The 19038-nt window shown below is 59.6% G+C and carries 10 protein-coding genes and 1 tRNA gene; 6 read left to right on the top strand and 5 right to left on the bottom strand.

Annotation, left to right across the window (positions count from 1 at the left end; translation table 11 throughout):
* Positions 1-94 precede the first annotated feature (94 nt).
* Together ISP18_RS08745 and ISP18_RS08740 are read left to right on the top strand one after the other, a co-directional pair.
* Positions 95-1210, top strand: a complete 1116-nt coding sequence (locus ISP18_RS08745; RefSeq protein ID WP_380009581.1) for a ribonuclease D — start codon at positions 95-97, stop codon at positions 1208-1210.
* A gap of 53 nt (positions 1211-1263) precedes the next feature.
* Positions 1264-1339 (top strand) — tRNA-Ala (locus ISP18_RS08740).
* 137 nt (positions 1340-1476) lie between these two features.
* Here ISP18_RS08740 and ISP18_RS08735 read toward each other — a convergent pair.
* The 3 genes from ISP18_RS08735 to ISP18_RS08725 form a co-directional block, all read right to left on the bottom strand.
* Entirely contained in the window at positions 1477-4542 is a 3066-nt protein-coding gene (locus ISP18_RS08735) for a hypothetical protein (protein WP_380009578.1), read from the bottom strand.
* A gap of 469 nt (positions 4543-5011) precedes the next feature.
* Positions 5012-5272, bottom strand: a complete 261-nt coding sequence (locus ISP18_RS08730) for a hypothetical protein (RefSeq protein WP_380009575.1) — start codon at positions 5270-5272, stop codon at positions 5012-5014.
* Positions 5269-6516 (bottom strand): alkaline phosphatase family protein, encoded by a 1248-nt coding sequence (locus ISP18_RS08725; RefSeq protein WP_380009572.1) that lies wholly within the window; start codon positions 6514-6516, stop codon positions 5269-5271. The genes ISP18_RS08730 and ISP18_RS08725 overlap by 4 nt, the downstream gene beginning before the upstream one ends.
* A 276-nt stretch (positions 6517-6792) precedes the next feature.
* On the opposite strand from ISP18_RS08725, the gene ISP18_RS08720 reads away from it, so the two are divergent.
* The gene (locus tag ISP18_RS08720) at positions 6793-7248 is read left to right on the top strand and encodes a hypothetical protein (protein ID WP_380009569.1); all 456 of its coding nucleotides are present in this window, start codon (positions 6793-6795) and stop codon (positions 7246-7248) included.
* Positions 7249-7253: 5 nt separating this feature from the next.
* On the opposite strand, the gene ISP18_RS08715 is transcribed toward ISP18_RS08720, so the two are convergent.
* Positions 7254-8894 (bottom strand): MASE1 domain-containing protein, encoded by a 1641-nt coding sequence (locus ISP18_RS08715; RefSeq protein WP_380009566.1) that lies wholly within the window; start codon positions 8892-8894, stop codon positions 7254-7256.
* A gap of 372 nt (positions 8895-9266) precedes the next feature.
* Here ISP18_RS08715 and recC point away from each other — a divergent pair, with 372 nt between their 5' ends.
* From recC to recD, 3 genes are read left to right on the top strand one after another with little or no spacing between them, the layout of a single operon-like run.
* Positions 9267-12758, top strand: coding sequence for an exodeoxyribonuclease V subunit gamma (gene recC, locus ISP18_RS08710; protein ID WP_380009563.1), 3492 nt, complete (start codon positions 9267-9269; stop codon positions 12756-12758).
* Positions 12755-16411: an exodeoxyribonuclease V subunit beta gene (gene recB / locus ISP18_RS08705; RefSeq protein ID WP_380009560.1), complete on the top strand. Its 3657-nt coding sequence runs from the start codon at positions 12755-12757 to the stop codon at positions 16409-16411. Before recC ends, recB begins: the two co-directional genes overlap by 4 nt.
* Positions 16401-18368 carry an exodeoxyribonuclease V subunit alpha gene (recD, locus tag ISP18_RS08700; RefSeq protein ID WP_380009557.1) on the top strand — a complete coding sequence of 656 codons (1968 nt, stop codon included), beginning with the start codon at positions 16401-16403 and terminating at the stop codon, positions 18366-18368. The genes recB and recD overlap by 11 nt, the downstream gene beginning before the upstream one ends.
* Positions 18369-18611: 243 nt before the next feature.
* Here recD and ISP18_RS08695 read toward each other — a convergent pair whose 3' ends face one another.
* Positions 18612-19031, bottom strand: a complete 420-nt coding sequence (locus tag ISP18_RS08695; RefSeq protein ID WP_380009555.1) for a type IV pilin protein — start codon at positions 19029-19031, stop codon at positions 18612-18614.
* Positions 19032-19038: the final 7 nt, after the last annotated feature.

The following is a 19038-nucleotide window of genomic DNA, read 5'->3' as shown; positions in this document are numbered from 1 at the left end:
TGGCTGGCCTGCTATGGTTCGCTGCTTACCATATGGCACCACCGATGACGGAGCAATCGCGAATCGCGTGTTCCGTGATCTAGAAGGAACGTACATGCCCCTGCCATCACCGCCGCCCAAGGCAGATTGGATCGAACAACGTAGCGAACTTGAACAGTGGCTGGCCGAGCTGTCGACCGGCGCCGTGCTCGGCCTCGACACCGAGTTCATGCGTCGCAATACCTTCTACCCGCAATTGGCCCTGCTGCAGTTGGAGTCGAACGGGCGCTACGCATTGGTCGACCCGCTTGCGTTCGACATCGGCAACGCGCTGCGGCCACTCGATAGCGCGAACGTGATCACGCTGATGCACAGCGCCAGTGAAGATCTGGAAACGCTGTCGCCCTGGCTGCCGGAAGGCCCACGCGTGCTGTTCGACACACAGATCGCCGCGGCCTTCCTCGGCATGGGCCTGGGACTGAGCTATCGCGCGCTGGTGGCGGAACTAGTCGGCGTGGAACTGGACAAAGGCGAAACGCGCTCCGACTGGCTGCAGCGTCCGCTCACCGCTTCGCAGCGCGACTACGCCACGTTAGACGTGGTCTACCTGGAGATCATCCACCGCCATCTCGCCGAGCGCCTGGCGCAACGCGGTCGCACAGCATGGCATGCGGAAGATTGCGAACGGCTTAAGCGCAAAAGCTGCCCGCGCGAAGGCGATCCGCAACCGCAGCTGACGTATCGGGGCGCCGCCGAATGGCCGCGCGAACAGCAAGCGCTGCTACGGCGAATCCTGCTATGGCGCGACGTCACCGCGCGTCTGCTCGACAAGCCGCGCCCGTGGCTGTTGGAAGATGCCCTTGTACTCAGCATCGCCCAGCACCCCCCGCGCGATCAGGACGACCTGGACCGCCGCAGCGCCGGCCAGCGCGCGCTGCGCTCCCCGCAACGCGCCGAGCTGTTCGACCTGCTGCGACCCGCCGTAACAGACGAGGAAGTCGCCGTCACCAACCCCATTCCCGCGTATCCGCAAGGCAAGGCCAAGCAGACCCTGGCCACGATGAAGCAAAGCGTAGACACCCTGGCCGCCGATCTCGACCTGCCCCCCGGCCTGCTCTGCTCGCGCCGCGTGCTGGAGGAATTCGTAGTAACGGCCCAATGGCCGGAGGCCCTGGAAGGCTGGCGCCGCGCGGTGCTTTTCGACCGCCTTACCAGCCTGCTGCCCGACTGACGCCAAGGACTTGGCTCACTCCCCCGCCCGCTGCTACCATTTGCAGCTCGCGTGGGGCGGTAGCTCAGCTGGGAGAGCGCTGCGTTCGCAATGCAGAGGTCGGGAGTTCGATCCTCCTCCGCTCCACCAATTCAATATCCCGCAATATCACTTGATGTCTCAGAAACCGCGCCATAGCGCGGTTTTTTTTATGATCAAGTGCCATCTGGATGACTCCAATATCCCTAGTTGTCATCCAATTTTGGGGGTAGTGCACATGTGGACCACTATCCCAACCATTTTCCGCTTTCATCAATCAAGAGCTCTGAACGGGTCAGCTCTATCTCGCGAATAAGCCACATTGCCTTTTCATCGGGAGCCGGAATTTCGGTACTCAGTAAGTCCAGCAGCACAATCCTGGAATGAACCTGGAGAACCTTCGCCAAATCTCGATATAGATAGAGATCCAATGTCGTACCCATGGCTTTCCTAAGAACTTCACGATGCAGCTCAAGATGAACTGCAGAAGGCCTCGAGCCTATCCAACTCACCAGACTCCTGAAGTTGATATCGGACACAGCAAGCGCAGATTTCAATGCGGCTTCAGGTACGCTATCAATTGATTTTGCAAAAACAAATGGAATTTTTTGTGCGAATTCGCCCTTGCTGAGCAGCCAGTTAAACAGCTTCTCGTCGTACGAGACCGCTACCGCCGTCAAGTGCGACACAACGTCCTTAACACTCGCATCGTCCTGCCAGTGACCGGCAAGCAACAATTGAATGGCTAGTGATAGATCTGACATCACAAGCTGCTTAAAGAAGACGTCGTGACCGTGGCTGCGGAGTCGATCCCGCAATAACCAGTCGGCAACCGTCGACTCAAAACCCTCAAGTTTTATCTTGAGGAAAAATCCGAAATCCCGCTCCCATTTGTTCAGTACCTTAACGAATTGATTGACATGATAGATAGGTAAGTCTGGCAACCAAGCCGTCACAATCCCGAGCTCAGTCATTATCGTCCGCGGGTCCAAATGCCCAAGAACTATGATGATATCCTGCATCACTTTCGGAGAAATGACGCCCCGAACTCGTTTAACAAGCTCAGAAGCTACTGAGGCAGGCGGGCGTTCCACAAACTTTAGGGCGTTTAAGATTTCCGAAGATAGAACACCGTCGAACGACGACGGTAGAAGCTCGGTTAGCTCAGTAACGACCTCATGACCCCGAAGGGCTATTAACGTGCGCCACCCCAGCTCCACTGGACCATTTTCTACCCACTGACACGCAGTTTTCTCAGAAATGCCGCGCGATATGAACTTCTTTAATTCATGAAGGTGATGTATGTCGCCGCCGGCGAAGACCTTTTCTTGAAATCTCGCTAACCAGCTTTCTCCAAATTTCACGATTGCGTATGCAACTGTCTCTTGGGCGTATGCAGACCAGTCCGAGAATCGCTGGAAGATCAACTGAATGACTGACTCATCTCTGCATGAAACTAAGACCTCGTTGAGTCGGAACCAGAGGCCGGACGTCGGAACTACGAACTCTTGATAGTGCTCGGCAAGCCAACGCGCGACCTCAACGTTGTTACCCCTCTTTATGATCGGTCTCAGCAACGAACCGTGTTCACCAATAACCTCGGACATTCGCGGCCGAACCCAGTCTGGCATTTTCCCCGTACATGCCATGGCTGCGGCCGCAGCATCAGCAAAGGGAAGCATCTGCGAGGTTGCAGCCCGCTCCAACCAGCCAACCCATTCGGGACCACCACGATCTGCAATCACATCGACTAAAAGCTCTGAACCTTCTTTGCCGAGGCATTGGCTCGCGATCACCTGGTGCGGAGCCAAGATGTTCGGATCAATTGCCTGCATCAGCTGGTGGGCAGGGACTTTCGACAATGCCAATTCTGAGACGACGCCAAACGCCTGCCGCAACTCCTGGACACGCCCAAATTTAAATGCAGCCTGGGCAGCGCGACATTTAACCGGCAGCCGCTCATCTGAGAACATCGAAGCCAAACTGCGTTCAATGTCTACATGTCGCTCTGACGAAGCGTTGTAGGCGGTCGCAAATGTTGCCGCCAGCACTATATCAACGTCAGTCACAGCGTTAGTAATTGGTAACCTAACATGAGCACCCGACTGAAGTGCGAGATCGTAGCTTTCGCGGGTGGTCAGATCTTGTAGCGCCCCTGGCCTTGGATCATCCAAAAGTAAACCGACGCCGACCAACCAACTCCAATAGAGATCATGAATCGGCAGCACGCGATCCGCGCGATCAACAATAGTACCGAGCTGATCAAGAAGCTTAGTCGGATTCTCTACCCCACCTGGCCTCGCTTGCTCCCGTACCTCATTTTCGAAGGCCGAGTACTGGTCTCCTCGTTTTGATAACTTTATACGAGCAGCAGCTCTGGAAAGAACGTCACGAAACGCGTCGGGAAATCCTTCCGATAGGGAGTCGTGCAACTTCGACAACAACTGACCTCGTGTCGCCAATTTCCCTCCGAGCAACACATAAAGAGCTAACGCCAGAGGTATGCACAGTAAGTCGAACAGCGGGGCGGGAGGCGCCGACTCTGACGGAAACGCAAGTAACACAGTCTCGGAGACCCATGCATTTGAGAGCTTATCCAATGACCACATGCGAAATCCGGCGTCTAACGCCCCCGCAAGTCGCCCATTCGCGATGACCCTGCGACCGCCCAGAACTCGTAAGGCACGCGACCGTTCTCTGGTGACGTCCCCAACAGCGAATTGGGACCATCCGTCAAGCAGAACGATGACCCGCTCATCTTGAAGCAGTGTTAGGACGTCAATAGTTGAATCGACTTCCGATATCTGCGCTTCTACATCTGACCATGTCTTCGCTCCGCTAATGGGTAAGAACAGCGGAACTATTGACTGTGATTCAAGCAAGTCTGTAGCGAGTTGCCAAAGAGCATAGGTTTTCCCACTTCCAGGCAGCGCCGTGATCAAATGATGGCGTTCTTCGGAAATCGACAAATCCAAAAGTGGCACGGCATTATTGCCGTTGCCCTCTCCACTAACAGTCCGGCGTATTTTGGATAACCGATCTAATGCCGCAAATGAAGAGGCTGCTGCCCCAGGGAACAATGGAATGAGTGATGGGGGCTTCCCGACTTCGATCAACTTTATAGCTAACAAGCGAAGTTCATCAATGGTGAGTTGCCTGGTTCTCACCCTACGAGCATCCGTGTCTGCCGCTCTCGCATCGACGAACACAAGGTCGATATTGGCATTGTCGCCTGTGATAACAATGCCGTTGTTATCGCGACCGATTTGTACGCGGCGATCTTCCGTCTTCCATAAGCGTTGGAAGAACTTCATTTGGCCGCGCCACTGACCCAAGTTTCGACCACCGGAATAAGCGAAATTAGTCCTATAGCAACCCCGATGATGCTGCACCAACTTGCGAATGTAGTGAGCCGATCAGAGCCCGCGTGCACCTCCTGCGCTATATCTCCCGTATTGACAATCCCTGTATTGTCTCTACCTACATAAACGCGACGATCCTGGTTTCTCGTCTCCGTATTAGGTCGAAGGCGACCTATTGCGGCGACAACCAGGCCAACAACAACTAACCCGCAAGCTATGAGCTGCAGCTCGGTCGAATGCGTTCTCAGCCAAGGTAAAATGTGTTCCACCGTGGATCTCCCCCAATCGAGGTCGTAAGGTTTGCGTGCAGTATAATTGCAGCGACTAGTTACAGTCCTTTACCCACTGGTAAAAAAAGGGGCCAGATGTAATTAAGGTACATCTCTTTTAACTACCTCCCCCTTTTTTCTCACGCACTTGATCACGTTCGCTTCGACTGAAGCTCGCCACCTATCCGTCGCTGCCGGTGCTTATGGCGCTCCTGAATCAGCAAAGGCATCAGCTCCTCGATGTACTGCTTGGCATGACCGCGCGTAGATATCAGGTGGAAGCGTCGATGCGCCTCATCGCGCCCGACCAGCGCGATATGTGCTTTTCTCACCACATGCAGATAGCCCATCAGGGAGGTGCCGTCGCGCACAAGTTCGTCGTCGCGCGGATCCGTGGAAGGTATCTGAGTCATGGTCCGATCCTTGACGGGCAGTCCGTGCGGCTGGTTGTTTTGATCAGGGAAAGCAGGTCTTTGGCAGCTCTATCGCGGTCGGTCAGCGGCGGGATGCCAAACAGGCGCTCGACCGTCGCCAGCACCGAGCTGTGGTCGTACACCGTGTGATCGACTTCACCGCGGGCGACCCATGGCGACACCACAATCGTGGGTACGCGCACACCGTAGACGTCGAAACCGAATCCATTTGTGTTCAAGGTTTCGGCTGCACCATCGTTCGGCGGAGTCGCTTCGCCGGGTTTGGCGGAGTCGTAGAAACCGCCATGCTCGTCATAGAGGATCACCAACAGGCTGCTTTCCCACAACGGCGAATTGCGGATCGCGTTGTAAACACGAGCCGCGAGTTGATCGCCACCGGCCAAACCGTCCATGGGATGGTGCGAGCTGCCACCCTCGTAAGTTGCATGCACGATGTCGCCGTAGCTCGGCTCGATAAAGGTGTAGCGGGCCGTGTAACCCGCTTGAAGGTCGTTCTCGAAATGCGATAGGTCATCGATATCGAAGAAGCTGATGCCCTTGATCGACGCTACTTGCGGCACACGTCCCAGAAGCGAACCCAGCCCGTCCTGGTACAGACGATAGTTGCCCTCACCCAACGCATCGAAGATCGAACCTCGCGGATAGGCGAAGCCATCGACACATTCCCATTCGCTCATCTCCGCCGACGTTGGGGAATGATCCAAACCTGCCGATGACGCGCCGTGCAGGAAATACCGGTTCGGCCAGGTCGGTCCTGGCAGTGACGAGCGCCAGCCGTCGCACAGCACAAACTCGGTAGCCAGTTGGTACAGCATCGGCACCTGAGTACGGGTATCGACGCCACGCATGATTTCCCCCACGTCGGCCGGCGGCGGCGGTGTGCCTTCATCGTGGGCCGTCGCGTAGTTGGAAACGAAACCGCTATTGTTGACCGGCGGATAGGCATGGCCTTTCTGGTACTGCACACCTGCGCCGCACAGCTGTTCAAGCACGTCCGTGAACTCATGCGCAGGATCCGTAGGCATCTGATCGGGCGCGCCATCGCCGAACGCGTAGACGCTACCGTTGTAGGTGTTGGTATTCGCGGATGTAGCCGCGAGGATGCCGGGAATACCCGATAGCGCAAACAAGTGATCGAACGATCGGTTCTCCAGCATCAGCACGAACACGTGCTGGATGCGCGCCTGCCCAGGCGGCAATGCAACCGCTGCGTCTACGCTCATGGTGCCTCCCTCGTTCAATGGGTATCCGACTCACTTCATCCGGCTTGTCGGCACATGCTCCCCGGTGAGCTATGCCGACCACTTTATTTGTAACCGATTACGCGCAACCCCAGATTTCAACGCCACATTCGGATATTTCACAAGCTCATCACATACCCCTGTGGCTTGCTGAATGGTGCTCTCTCCGAATCGCCGCCATCACCTTTTAAGCGCGAGATGGGAGCTAGATTGCGCTCACCCAAAACTCTCACATTCCACCAGCAAGGGGAAATCGTCATGCAAAAAATTACTCGTGCCGCGCTCGGCATGTTTCTGGGTCTGAGCCTGTCCGGGTGGGCCGTAGCCGGAGAGCCTCCTGCAACAGGCCTGGGTCAAGCGTGGCCCAATGCCGTGGACGTCAGCGCAAGCCCGAACTGGCACGTCTATGTGTTCGTCTTGAACGGTATCAAGTACATCCAGGTCAACGATCTCAATGGCCATGTTATTGGCGCCATTGGAACGGCTGGCGGGCAGTTTATTACGTTGCCGGTTGGGGAATATTCGCAGTATGTGTCGACGCCGCAGCAGCGTGCGGCGAGTACATCGGCGGTTCAAGCGGCAACGCCTACGACGGTCTATCGAGACAATTCAACAGTGATTACGGCTGCGCCGCAGAGCAGCGGCGTTACTGTGCTCGGTGCTGCGATGTCGAATACCTGCCAGGATCCCGCCTCCTGCGGCACACTCAACTGACAGTGCTAGCACTCGGTCCATTGCCCGGCGGGGCTGATTGCGACGCCGGGCACAATTGGGTCAACCAGAAGAATGCTGAGTTGATGCCCGGAAGCTATCGACTGGATTCGCGTGCGCCCCTCGAAAATGGCCGCCCTGTCTCTCACCGCTCGCAATCCAAGACCGCTGGTCCCACGTACTATGCGCGGAACCAATTCGTCCCAATCGACGAATGCAAGCTGAGCCGGATACATCCGGAAACGGGCGACAATCAGTACACCAATCCGCCCTCGTCTTTCCGCCACCCGCACATGGATGCGAATGTCGCTCACATTCCTCTTCATGCAGGCGTCTGCGGCGGCTTCCCAAATTATGCGATAGATAGTCATCCGCAAAGCATGGGAAAGCTTACTTACTGGCCCACGCAAATCGCATGAATAGGTCAACCCTGAATCTCTGAGCACCTGCGGCAATCCACCTTCGCGCAGCGCGCTGGGAAGCCCTCTTTCCCGTAGCGCTACGGGATAAAGACTATCAGCCAGGCAGTGGAGTTGGTCTTGCGCAACCAGCGCATAACGCTGGTATCCACGATCGTCAACAGCGGGCTGCAGATGCCGAAGACGCCCCATCATCATCGCAAACCCAGCCTGGACGCTTTCCTTGATCTGTTCCAACGCCTGCGATGTCATGCGCAACTGCATTTCACCCAGGTACACGTTGCGCTGTGCCAACGCAAGCGCGGTGCGAACGTCAATACGCTCTTGTTCTACGTGCTTGTCGAGCGAACCGATACGCGCCCCCATGATCAACATCGTCGAGATGGCAAATGCCACAATGGCCTCTGCCTGAATGGTCATCGGGTCCCATAGTTGGGGCATCAACCACATGACTGCACAGCTTGCTGCTGCCCCTCCAGTAGCCGCACCTTGCCAACCATGACGGAACGCTAACCACACAACAGGAAGGAACATCGCAACCTGGGCCATCTGCCGTGCCGGAGCATGCGGTGGCGCATTGATCCCAATCCAAAGTAAAAGCGCAAGAACAGGAAGCCCAAGGCATACGCTCTCAAATAGAAGACGGCTGTTTTCGATCCCGTTTTGCAACTCGGGCCAGTTCTTGCCAATCACCTTCTGATAGCCGAGCAAAGCAAGCGGCATTACGGTAAGAATGCCTAAGTAATTGCCTATGAAGTAATCCGATGCCAGCTTGTAATAATTCACCACGTAATCAGCTGGAAGGTTTTTAATGACGAAGAATAGACTCAAATTTCGCAACGTCACAGCCACCGATGCCAATAGAGCGCAGGTGAGTAATCTACCCATGTTGATGTAAGTTGCATTCCTGAGTACTGGAGGCCACCGCTTGCGTACCCAATAGATGACTGGCGCCGCGTAGGCGATGCCAGGAATGGCGCATCCAAGCCCCCACTCCACGCCCCAAACTGACGAGCAGACATAACCAACGGTGATGTAATACGCTGATTCGCCAACGATCAATGCCGCCCAATAGCGATAGGGAACAAGCAAAAGTACGGCAAGCCTCAGTCCGGCTGTAATCTCCCACTGGGCGAGCGAGATTTCACGGAACGCCAAGTATGTAACGCCATAGCCCACAGCCACGGCAACATGGCGAACCCACGGCCTCTCCCAAAGTCCCTTCCCCATCGATCACCCCGTATGTTTTTGACCGACGCCCCAAACGTCGGCACAGACGTCCAAACGGCGCGATCATTGGATTCCAGGTGTGAAACTGTGGTGAAGCGGTGTTCGGCCCGATCGGCGGACCTCTATCGCCTTGCACATTGCGCGGCGTGCTGCAAATTTTTTGCGATGCATATCACAGGGATCGAAGCGGGAGCGGAAGTGGCACCTTATGAAGCATGGAGTCCTTTCCGACCCCGTGTCGCCGAAGCGGACAAGCTCGATTGCGGCTAAAATCGCCACGCGCCCATGTAACCGCCGAACAGGGCCATCGCAGCTCGCGCGACTGGGATAAAGCAGTCTCCTGTCCATAACAACAAGGAAGCGCAAGCAACCGTGAGTGCATCTGAGCAACAGCCTCACCTTCGCCCCATCGAACCCGGCCTGATGGTGATCCATGGCAATCGCCAGGAGGATCTGCGCGATCTGCTAACGGCCTGGCTGCAGCGCACCCCGCTGCATCCCCTGGAAAACGAAGTCATGCTGGTGCAGAGCAACGGCATTGCGCAGTGGCTGAAGCTGGCGCTTGCCCGGCCGGTGCAAGCGGGCGGCCTAGGCATCAGCGCGGCCATCGACATGCAGCTGCCAGGCCGATTCCTGTGGACGGCGTATCGCACGGTGCTGGGTGAAGCTGCCGTGCCGGCCACCTCGCCGTTCGACAAGTCGCGCCTGGTGTGGCGCCTGCTGCGCTTGCTGCCGCAGCACCTGGGCGAGCCCGCGTTCGCCTCCTTGCGCGCCCTGCTCGGCGAGGCCGATGACTGGCGGCGACTGTACCGGCTCGCCATGCAGGTGGCCGACCTGTTCGATCAATATCAGGTATTTCGCGCCGATTGGCTGGACGACTGGGAGCACCGCAACGACGTGCTGCGCGATACCTTGCGTAGCCGCGTTGTGGAACTGCCGATCGCGCAACGCTGGCAACCCCGGTTGTGGCGCCTGTTGCTCGACGACGTTCCATCGGCGCAGCGCGACAGCCATCGCGCGGGCGTGCATCGGCGCTTCATGCAGCAGATGCAAGCACCGGACGCGCACTTGCAAGCGATGCCGCGACGCATCCTGGTATTCGGCATCACTTCGCTGCCACCGCAGGTGCTGGAAGCGCTCACAGCGCTGGCGCGCTGCAGCCAAGTTCTGCTGCTGGTCACCAATCCGTGCCGGCACTATTGGGCCGACATTATCGAAGACCGCGAGCTGCTGCTCGCCGAGCATCGTCGCCATGCGCAAAAGCCCGACTTGCCGCCGGAGCCACGCTACGAAGACCTGCACCTGCATGCCAATCCCCTGCTGGCAGCGTGGGGCAAGCAGGGGCGCGATTTCATCCGCCAACTCGATGCCTTCGACCAGCCCGAGCGCTATCGCGAACGCTTTGCTTCCATCAAGCGCAGCATCGATGTGTTTCGGGAATTCGGCAGCGATTCGTTGCTGCACCAAGTGCAGCAGGCCGTATTGGAATTGGAGCCAGCACCCGCCGATCCGGCATTGTGCAAGCCGCTGCCCGAGACTGGATCGCTGCATTTCCACATCGCGCACAGTCCGCAGCGCGAAGTAGAAATTCTGCACGATCAATTGCTCGCCCTGTTCGAACAGGCCGCGCGGGAAGGCCGACCGCTATCGCCGCGCGACGTGATGGTGATGGTGCCGGATATCAGCATGTATGCGCCGCACGTACAGGCCGTCTTCGGCCGTATTGCCGCCGACGATCCGCGCTACCTGCCCTACAGCGTGGCCGATCAGTCGGGCCGCGGCACTTCGCCCATGCTTACCGCGCTGGAACGTCTGCTCAACCTGACCGAATCGCGCTTCACCGCCAGCAATGTGCTCGACTTGCTCGATGTGCCGTCGCTGCGCCGCCGGTTCGGTATTGCTGAAGACGATCTGCCCACGCTGCGCCGATGGATCGCCGAATCCGGCATTCGCTGGGGCCTGGATGGCAAGCAAAAACAAAGCTTCGGCCTGCCACCCGACGAACAGAACAGCTGGCGCTTCGGTCTACGCCGCATGCTGCTCGGTTATGCCACGGGCGATGGCCCCTCGCTCGACGACATCGCGCCTTACGCGGAGATCGGCGGCCTGGATGCCGCGTTGCTCGGGCCGCTGAGCCAATTGCTGGAAACGCTGGAGCGCTACTGGCAACTGTTCGCCTCGACCGCCACGCCGCTGCAATGGAGCGAGCGCCTGCGCCAATTGCTGCGCGATTGCTTCGACACGCGCCGCGATGAGGACGACGCCTTGCGCATCGGCCGCCTGGAAGACGCGCTGGATAGCTGGATGGATGCCTGCCAGGAGGCGGCCTTCACGCAAGCCATCCCGCTTTCCATCGTGAGCGAAGACTGGTTGCAGGCGATCGATCAGCCGCATCTTTCCCAGCGCTTCATGGGCGGTGCGGTGAACTTCGGCACGCTGCTGCCGATGCGCGCGATTCCGTTCCGTGTAGTGTGCCTGCTCGGCATGAATGACGGCGATTATCCGCGACGCATCTCGCCACCCGATTTCGACCTGATGGCACGCGCCGGCCAGCATCGTCCCGGCGATCGATCGCGGCGTGAAGACGATCGCTACATGTTTTTGGAAGCGCTGCTGTCCGCGCGCGACGTGCTGCACATCAGTTGGGTGGGCCACAGCGTGCGCGACAACAGCCAGCTGCCACCGTCGGTACTGGTCGGCCAGTTGCGCGATTATCTTGCGACCGGTTGGCGCCCGGCTGATGACGTGGCAAATGATGTCGAATCCCATCAGCGCCTGCTACACGCCATCACAACCGTACATCCACTGCAGGCGTTCAGCGCACGCTACTTCGAACACGATCCAGCTTCGCCGCTTTTCACCTACGCCTCGGAATGGGCGCATGCGCGCCGTGCTGCACAGCCAGCTACGACAACGCCACTGCCGCCATGGCAAACGGAAGCGTTGCTGGATATCAGCACCCTGCAACGGTTCCTCGCCAGACCGGCAACCTGCTTCTACAGCGAGCGCCTGAAAGTACGCTTCGAAACGATCGACACGGGCCTGGAAGATGACGAGCCGTTCGCGCTGGATAACCTGGAAAACCACACCGCCACGCAGACGCTGCTGCAAAGCGCGCTTAGTGACGATACGCATAGCGAAGCAGCGTTGATTAGCGCCGCGCAACGCCTGCGACAGCAAGGTGTTGTGCCCTCCGGCGGATTTGGCGCACTGACCGTGGACGATATCGGCGGCGACGTGCAGCGCATTCTGCGCCGGTGGCAAGCATCCATCGCGCATTGGACGGAACAGGTTGAAGCGCAGGAGTTGCGCCATATGCATGGCGATCTCACCGTTGAGGGTTGGCTCGACGATCTGCGCACCGGTCACGACGGAACCTTCGTGCGCCTGCTGCCCATGGCCGGCCAGCTCTGCCACGGCAAGGCCATCCGATACGATCGGTTGCAGCAACCATGGCCGCTGCACCTGTTGGCGAATGCAAACGGCATCGCGCTCTCCACCCGCTTTCTCGCGTCAGATGCCACCGTAGTGTTGCAACCGCTCGATCGCAACGAAGCCAGCGCACTATTGAATACCTTGCTGGATGCCTGGCAACACGGCATGCAGGCGCCCTTGCCGATCGCGCGCCGCACCGCCTACGCCTGGCTGCTGGCGGAACGCGACGAGAAGGACTCCTTCGACGCCGCGCAAAAGTGTTACGAAGGCAGTGACGCGCCCGCAGCCCCGCCGGGCGAAATGAGCCGTGAACCTTGCCTTGCCCGCACGTGGCGAAGCTTTTCCGCGCTACATGCCGACGGCTTCGAACATTGGCTGTCGCTCTACCGCCCATTGCTCGACGCCGCCACGCTGGAAGGTGTGGCATGAGTACGACCGCACCACTCGATCCCCTGCACCTGCCGCTGCAAGGCATTCGCCTGATCGAAGCCAGTGCCGGCACCGGCAAAACCTGGACGCTGGCAGCGTTATATCTGCGGCTGGTGCTGGGCCACGGCGGTCAGCCGGCGCAACTGCCTGCGCAGATTCTGGTGGTGACGTTTACGCGTGCCGCCACAGCGGAATTGCGCGAACGCATTCGCGAACGCCTGGCCACTGCGGCAGCAGCATTTCGCGGCCAGCACGAAGCGGACGACTTCCTGCAACGCCTGATCTCCGAATATCCGAATACCGACGAACGCGCAGCCGCGGCGCGTCAGTTGGACCTGGCGGCGCAATGGATGGACGAGGCGGCCATCTACACCATCCATGGCTGGAGCCAGCGCATGCTGGCGCAACACGCCTTCGAAGGCAGCGAGGCGATCGACGAAGTGGCGGATGAAAACGCGCGCCTTGCCGAGGCCGTGCGCGATTACTGGCGCCGCTTCTACGCACCGCTCGATGAAATCGATGCAGCCTGCATCGCTACGCAATGGCGCAGTCCGCCAACCTTGCAACGCGTGATGCGGCCTTTGCTGCGTCAATCCGTGCAGCGTGTGCGCATACAGGGGCGCCCGCTGCCGCCGATGGACGATCTTGCCGAAGCATTGCGCCAGCATCAGGCCCCGCGACGGCAGGCCGAGCAAACCGCTCGCGCCCTGTGGCTGGATGATGCCGATGCGATCGAAGCCATGATCCGCACCGCCGTGCAGGCCAAGGCGCTGAAGAACAATATCTACATCCCGAAGAGCGTGGAACGCGAATTGCCCGCGCTACGCGAATGGGCCAGTGGCGCGGATATCGATAATGCCACGCTCGCGCGCTATACCCAGGCGAAGCTGGACAGCGCGGTCAGCAAGGGCAACGCTTCGCCGACGCATCCCACGTTCGAAGCCATCCAGCAACTGCTCGATATCTGCGAAGCCGAACCGCCGCTTGCACCGCTGCTGCTCGCACATGCCATTCCGTGGATCGCCGCGCGCATCGATCAGATTCGCGAACGCCAGGCGCGCCCGGGCTTCGACGACATGCTGCGTCAGCTCGATGCGGTCTTGCAGGGTCCGCATGGCACGCAACTGGCCGATACCATCGCCGCGCAATATCCGCTTGCGCTGATCGACGAATTCCAGGATACCGATCCGCTGCAATGGCGCATCTTTCAGCGCATCTATGCGGATCGGCCCGACACCGGACTGCTGCTGATCGGCGATCCGAAGCAGGCGATCTATGGCTTTCGCGGCGCGGACATCCACACCTACCTTGCGGCACGCGAACAAGCGCAATCACCTACCTGGACGCTGACCACCAATTACCGTTCCACGTCGCCACTGGTCGATGCGGTGAACTGCGTGTTCCGGCATGCCGATCGATGGCCGTTGGGCGCGTTCGCGTTCGGCCATGGCGGGCATGGCCTGCCGTTTCAGCCCATTCTTGCCGCTGGTGCGAAACGTCGCCTGGTTTATGACGGTCAGCCCGTCGCCGCCATCCAGATGGCAGTTTTTCCGAGCGACAAGCCGATAAGCGTCGGTGCATACATGGAAACAGTCGCCGCACATGCTTCATCAAGCATCGTCGAATGGCTCGAAGCCGCGCACGCCGGACGCTGTGCATTTATCGATGAACATGACGCGCATACGGCGCTGCGTCCGCGCGATATCGCCATCCTGGTGCGCAACCGTCGAGAAGCCGCCAGCATCCGCTCGGCGCTTCGGCAACGCGGCGTGAGCAGCGTCTACCTCTCGGAAAGCGAATCGATCTACGCGGCCGAAGAAGCACCCCATGTGCTGCTATGGCTGCAGGCCAGCGCCATGCCGGCTTCCGATCGCGCCATGCGCGCGGCACTGGCCAGCGCCACCATGGAACGCAGCCTGGCGGAGCTGGATCGCCTCAATCACGACGAAGCCTATTGGGAATGGTGCGGCGAACGGTTTCGCGAACTACAAGGCATATGGCAACGGCACGGTGTGCTCGCCATGCTGCACAACCTGCTGCATGCGTTCGATCTGCCCGCGCGCTTGCTCGCCAAACCCAACGGCGAACGCGCGCTGACCAATCTGCAGCACCTGGCGGAATTGCTGCAACATGCAGCAGCGAACCTCGATGGCGAATATGCCTTGATCCGCTACTTGGCCGCACAGATCGCGCGCGCCGACGAAGGCGATGCGGAAACCACCGAAGAACAAGTGGTGCGGCTGGAGAGCGAAGCCGACTTAGTGAAAGTCATCACCGTCCACAAATCCAAGGGCCTGCAATATCCGGTGGTGATGCTGCCGTTCGTCAGCCGTTTTCAGGACGCGCCCAGGGGCAGCGTGCAAGCATGGCACGACGATCAAGGCCAGGCATGGATCGACCTAGTGCCGAATGACGACGCAAAAATCCGCATCGCGCGCGAACGCCTGCAGGAAGATCTGCGCCTGCTGTACGTGGCACTTACGCGCGCCGAGCACGCTTGCTGGCTGGGCGTGGCGTGCGTCACCGAGGGACAGAGCCGTGCAGCAGGATTGCATCGTTCCGCTTTCGGCTACGTGCTATCAGGCGGCGACCTCATCGAGCCTGCCGATCTGCTGTCGCGTGTGGAAGCCTTGCGCGGCGATTCGCCCGATATCCAGGTGCATGTGGCCATCGAACCGGCGAGCGTGCACATCTATCGCCCGCCGCGTCGTCCGCATGGCGAACGGCAGGCGCGCGTCTATACCCTACCCGCACCCGAGCCATGGTGGATAGCCAGCTACAGTGCGCTTACGCACGGTGAAGGCGAGTCGACGAGGCAAGTCGCGCCCGAAACGGCCACACAAGATGTACTGACCGAGGCCGCGCGCGAATCCATCGAATGGACGGCTGCCGCCATCGACTACGGCATGCACGCTTTTCCGCGCGGCGCGGAAGCCGGCACCTTCCTGCACGATCTGCTGGAGTGGATCGCCGAAACCGGCTTCGCGGCTGTAGCCGATGACACGACTGAACTGGAGCGACAGATCGCACGCCGCTGCCAACGACGCGGCTGGCAAATGTGGATATCGCCACTCAGCCAGTGGCTGCCGGCGCTATTGCATACGCCGCTGACACTGCCCGACGGCAACACGCTGGCGCTCGCGCAACTGGCCGACCGCGCACGCTATCAGGCAGAGCTGGAATTTTGGTTCGAAGCGCATCGCGTCGATACGCAGCAGCTCGATCAGCTCGTCACCCGTCATACGTTGGATGGGCTGCCGCGCCCAACGCTGCCAGCCAATCGTGTCAACGGCATGCTCAAGGGCTTTATTGACCTGATCGTCGAGCAACAAGGCCGCTACTACGTGCTCGACTACAAATCCAACTGGCTCGGTGAAACGGCCAGCGCGTATACACCCGCTGCCATGCGGGAATCGGCACTGCAAGCTCGCTACGATCTGCAATACGCCATCTACACGCTGGCCTTGCATCGCTTGTTGCGCGCACGTCTGCCGGGATATGACTACGAGCGCCACATTGGCGGCGTGCTGTATCTGTATCTGCGTGGCATCGATCAGACTGGGCATGGCGTGCACGTGGAGCGCCTGCCGCGTGCGTTGATTGACGCGATGGATCGCCTATTCGCGCAGGAGTCGCATACGCATGTCGCCTGACGCCATGCTCGCGATGCTGGCCGAAGCGGTGACGCGGCGCGTGCTACGACCGCTGGACCTGGCCTTTGCGCGTTTTATCGCAGAGTGCGATCCAGCTGCTGAATCGTCCTTGCTGTTGTTGGTGGCGCTGGCGAGCCGACAACTGGGCGACGGCCATCCCTGCCTGGATCTGCACGCGTTGGATGTATTGGCGGTGAAACAGGAATGGCCGGCTTCGTGGCTAGAATTACTCTCCACCGCACCGATGCCGACATCGCGCCTGCTGGCGCAGGCCGATGGCCTGCCGGAGCACGCTCCGTTGGTGCTAGATCGACATCGGCTGTACCTGCGCCGTTATTGGAATTACGAATGCCGCATAGCGACAGGCATCACCACGCGGCTAAGCGAGGGCATGCTGCCTGCCGTCGCACTGCATGATGAATTGCAACGACTGTTTCCCGCACACAGCACCGGAACCATCCATTGGCCACGCGTGGCCTGCGCACTCGCAGCGCGCGGCGCGTTCAGCGTGATCACTGGTGGGCCGGGCACGGGCAAAACCACCACCGTGGTACGCCTGCTCGGCCTGCTGCAGACCTTGCATCTGCGCCAACACGATACGCCGCTGCGCATTCGCCTGGCCGCACCGACCGGCAAGGCTGCCGCGCGATTGAATACCTCCATCGCACGGCAGATCGCCTTGCTCGACGTGCAGGAACACGTGCGCGCAGCCATTCCGCTGGAAGTAGAAACCCTGCATCGTCTGCTCGGCGCGCGGCCGGACAGTCGACGCTATACATACGACCATCGGCATCCCTTGCACGTGGACGTGCTGGTGATTGACGAAGCCTCGATGATCGACCTGGAAATGATGGCGGCCGTGTTGAATGCCTTGCCGCCACAGGCGCGCCTGATCTTAATCGGCGACAAGGACCAGCTCGCATCGGTGGAAGCCGGCGCGGTGCTCGGCGAGCTGGGTCGTCGCGCTGAGCAAGGTGGCTACAACCCAGCCACTGCCGAATGGGTGCGCGATGCAACCGGCGATGATGTCTCCGCTTTCATCCGCGACGATGCGCAACCGCTCGACCAACACATCGCCATGCTACGCAGTAGCCACCGTTTCGACGCCGCGAGCGGTATTGGTCGTTTGGCGGCTGCGGTGAACGCGGGCGACTCAGCGACGGTGAACGTTTTGCTGGATTCGCCATCAAGCAATATTGTCTGGATGCCTTCCGGCATCACTGATGTGGCGTGGGCCATCGACGGGCAACTCGATCGATTTGCTGCTCAGGATGCGAGCGATCAGCCGCAGGGTTTTCGCTTCTATCTGGAACAATTGCGGCAACACCGCCCTGCCCTCAACGCTGATGACGCGCATTACCGCCGTTGGGGACACGAGGTGCTGGAAGCCTTCAACCGTTTTCAGGTGCTGTGTGCCGTGCGCCAGGGACCTTCCGGCATCGAGCGCCTGAATCGCGACATCGCCGCCGCGTTGCTCAATGCAGGTTTGATCGAAACCGACCGCGGCTGGTACGAGGGCCGGCCGGTGATGGTGACCCGTAACGATTACAGCCTGGGCCTGATGAACGGCGACGTCGGCATCACCCTGCGCATGCTCGGGCCCGATGGCGCGCGTCGTTTGTACGTAGCGTTTCCGGTTACGCGCGGTGCGTCATCCACGGCACCACAAGATGACGATGCGCAAGTGCGTTGCGTGCTGCCTTCGCGCCTCGGTGAAGTGGAAACCGTCTATGCGATGACGGTGCACAAGTCGCAAGGTTCCGAATTCGAACACACCGCCTTGGTACTGCCGGATGATGCGCCGGCCATTCTTACGCGGGAGTTGCTGTACACCGGTATCACGCGTGCACGGCGATGGCTGAGCGTGATCGGCACGCCTACGGCGATCGAACAGGCGCTTGCGCAACGGACGCGGCGGTATTCAGGGTTGGGGGAGAGGCTTGTGGCGCGCGGATGACGATGACTTGCGCGCAGCTTCCTAAGTGGTTCCTCCCTCTGCAAGCAGGGGGAGGACAGGGGGGGTGAACACTTGCGGGAAAGTCTGAGGCAAGTACTCACCCCACCCCACCTTCTCCTGCTTGCAGGAGAAGAAGATCAAGGATGTTCCCCTGCAAGCAGGGGAGGGAGCCGTTTCTCGCTACTTTGAACGCCGTGGGCTTCCCTGGACAGCAATAAGCGGAGGCCGGAAGACGGTGGGCACTTACCAACACTTCCCGTTAGCATTCACGTCCATATCCTCCCCACCCGGCAACTTCCGCCCAGCGTTGTCGATGGAAAGACTCCCACACACATCGCCTACCTGACGATCAACCGGCATCGCCGTCGCAACAAAGCCTTGCGCCGCGTCATCGACCCCACTCAGCACGAGGCGGTAGTACCCATGCTGCGATAGCGCCGGGTCGTCATACCCCAACTTACCCAAGTCATCCGCATAACGGTTGTAGGTGGCGTACCAACGCTCCTGCGCCTGGGCGATCGCCAGCAACATCTGCTGCGCATCCGCACGGCGCGAGCGAAATGCGTAGCGCGTATACGATTGCGCTGCGAGCGCAGCCAATATCGCAGCAATGCCGAGCACCACGATGAGTTCGATCAAGGTGAATCCACGCGAGCGTTCCATCGCTGTC

The organism is Dyella humi (assembly GCF_044904605.1).
In the GTDB taxonomy this organism is placed as follows: domain Bacteria; phylum Pseudomonadota; class Gammaproteobacteria; order Xanthomonadales; family Rhodanobacteraceae; genus Dyella_B; species Dyella_B humi.
The sequence above is the reverse complement of the archived record's forward strand: the minus strand, read 5'-3'. Positions and strand labels throughout refer to the sequence as shown.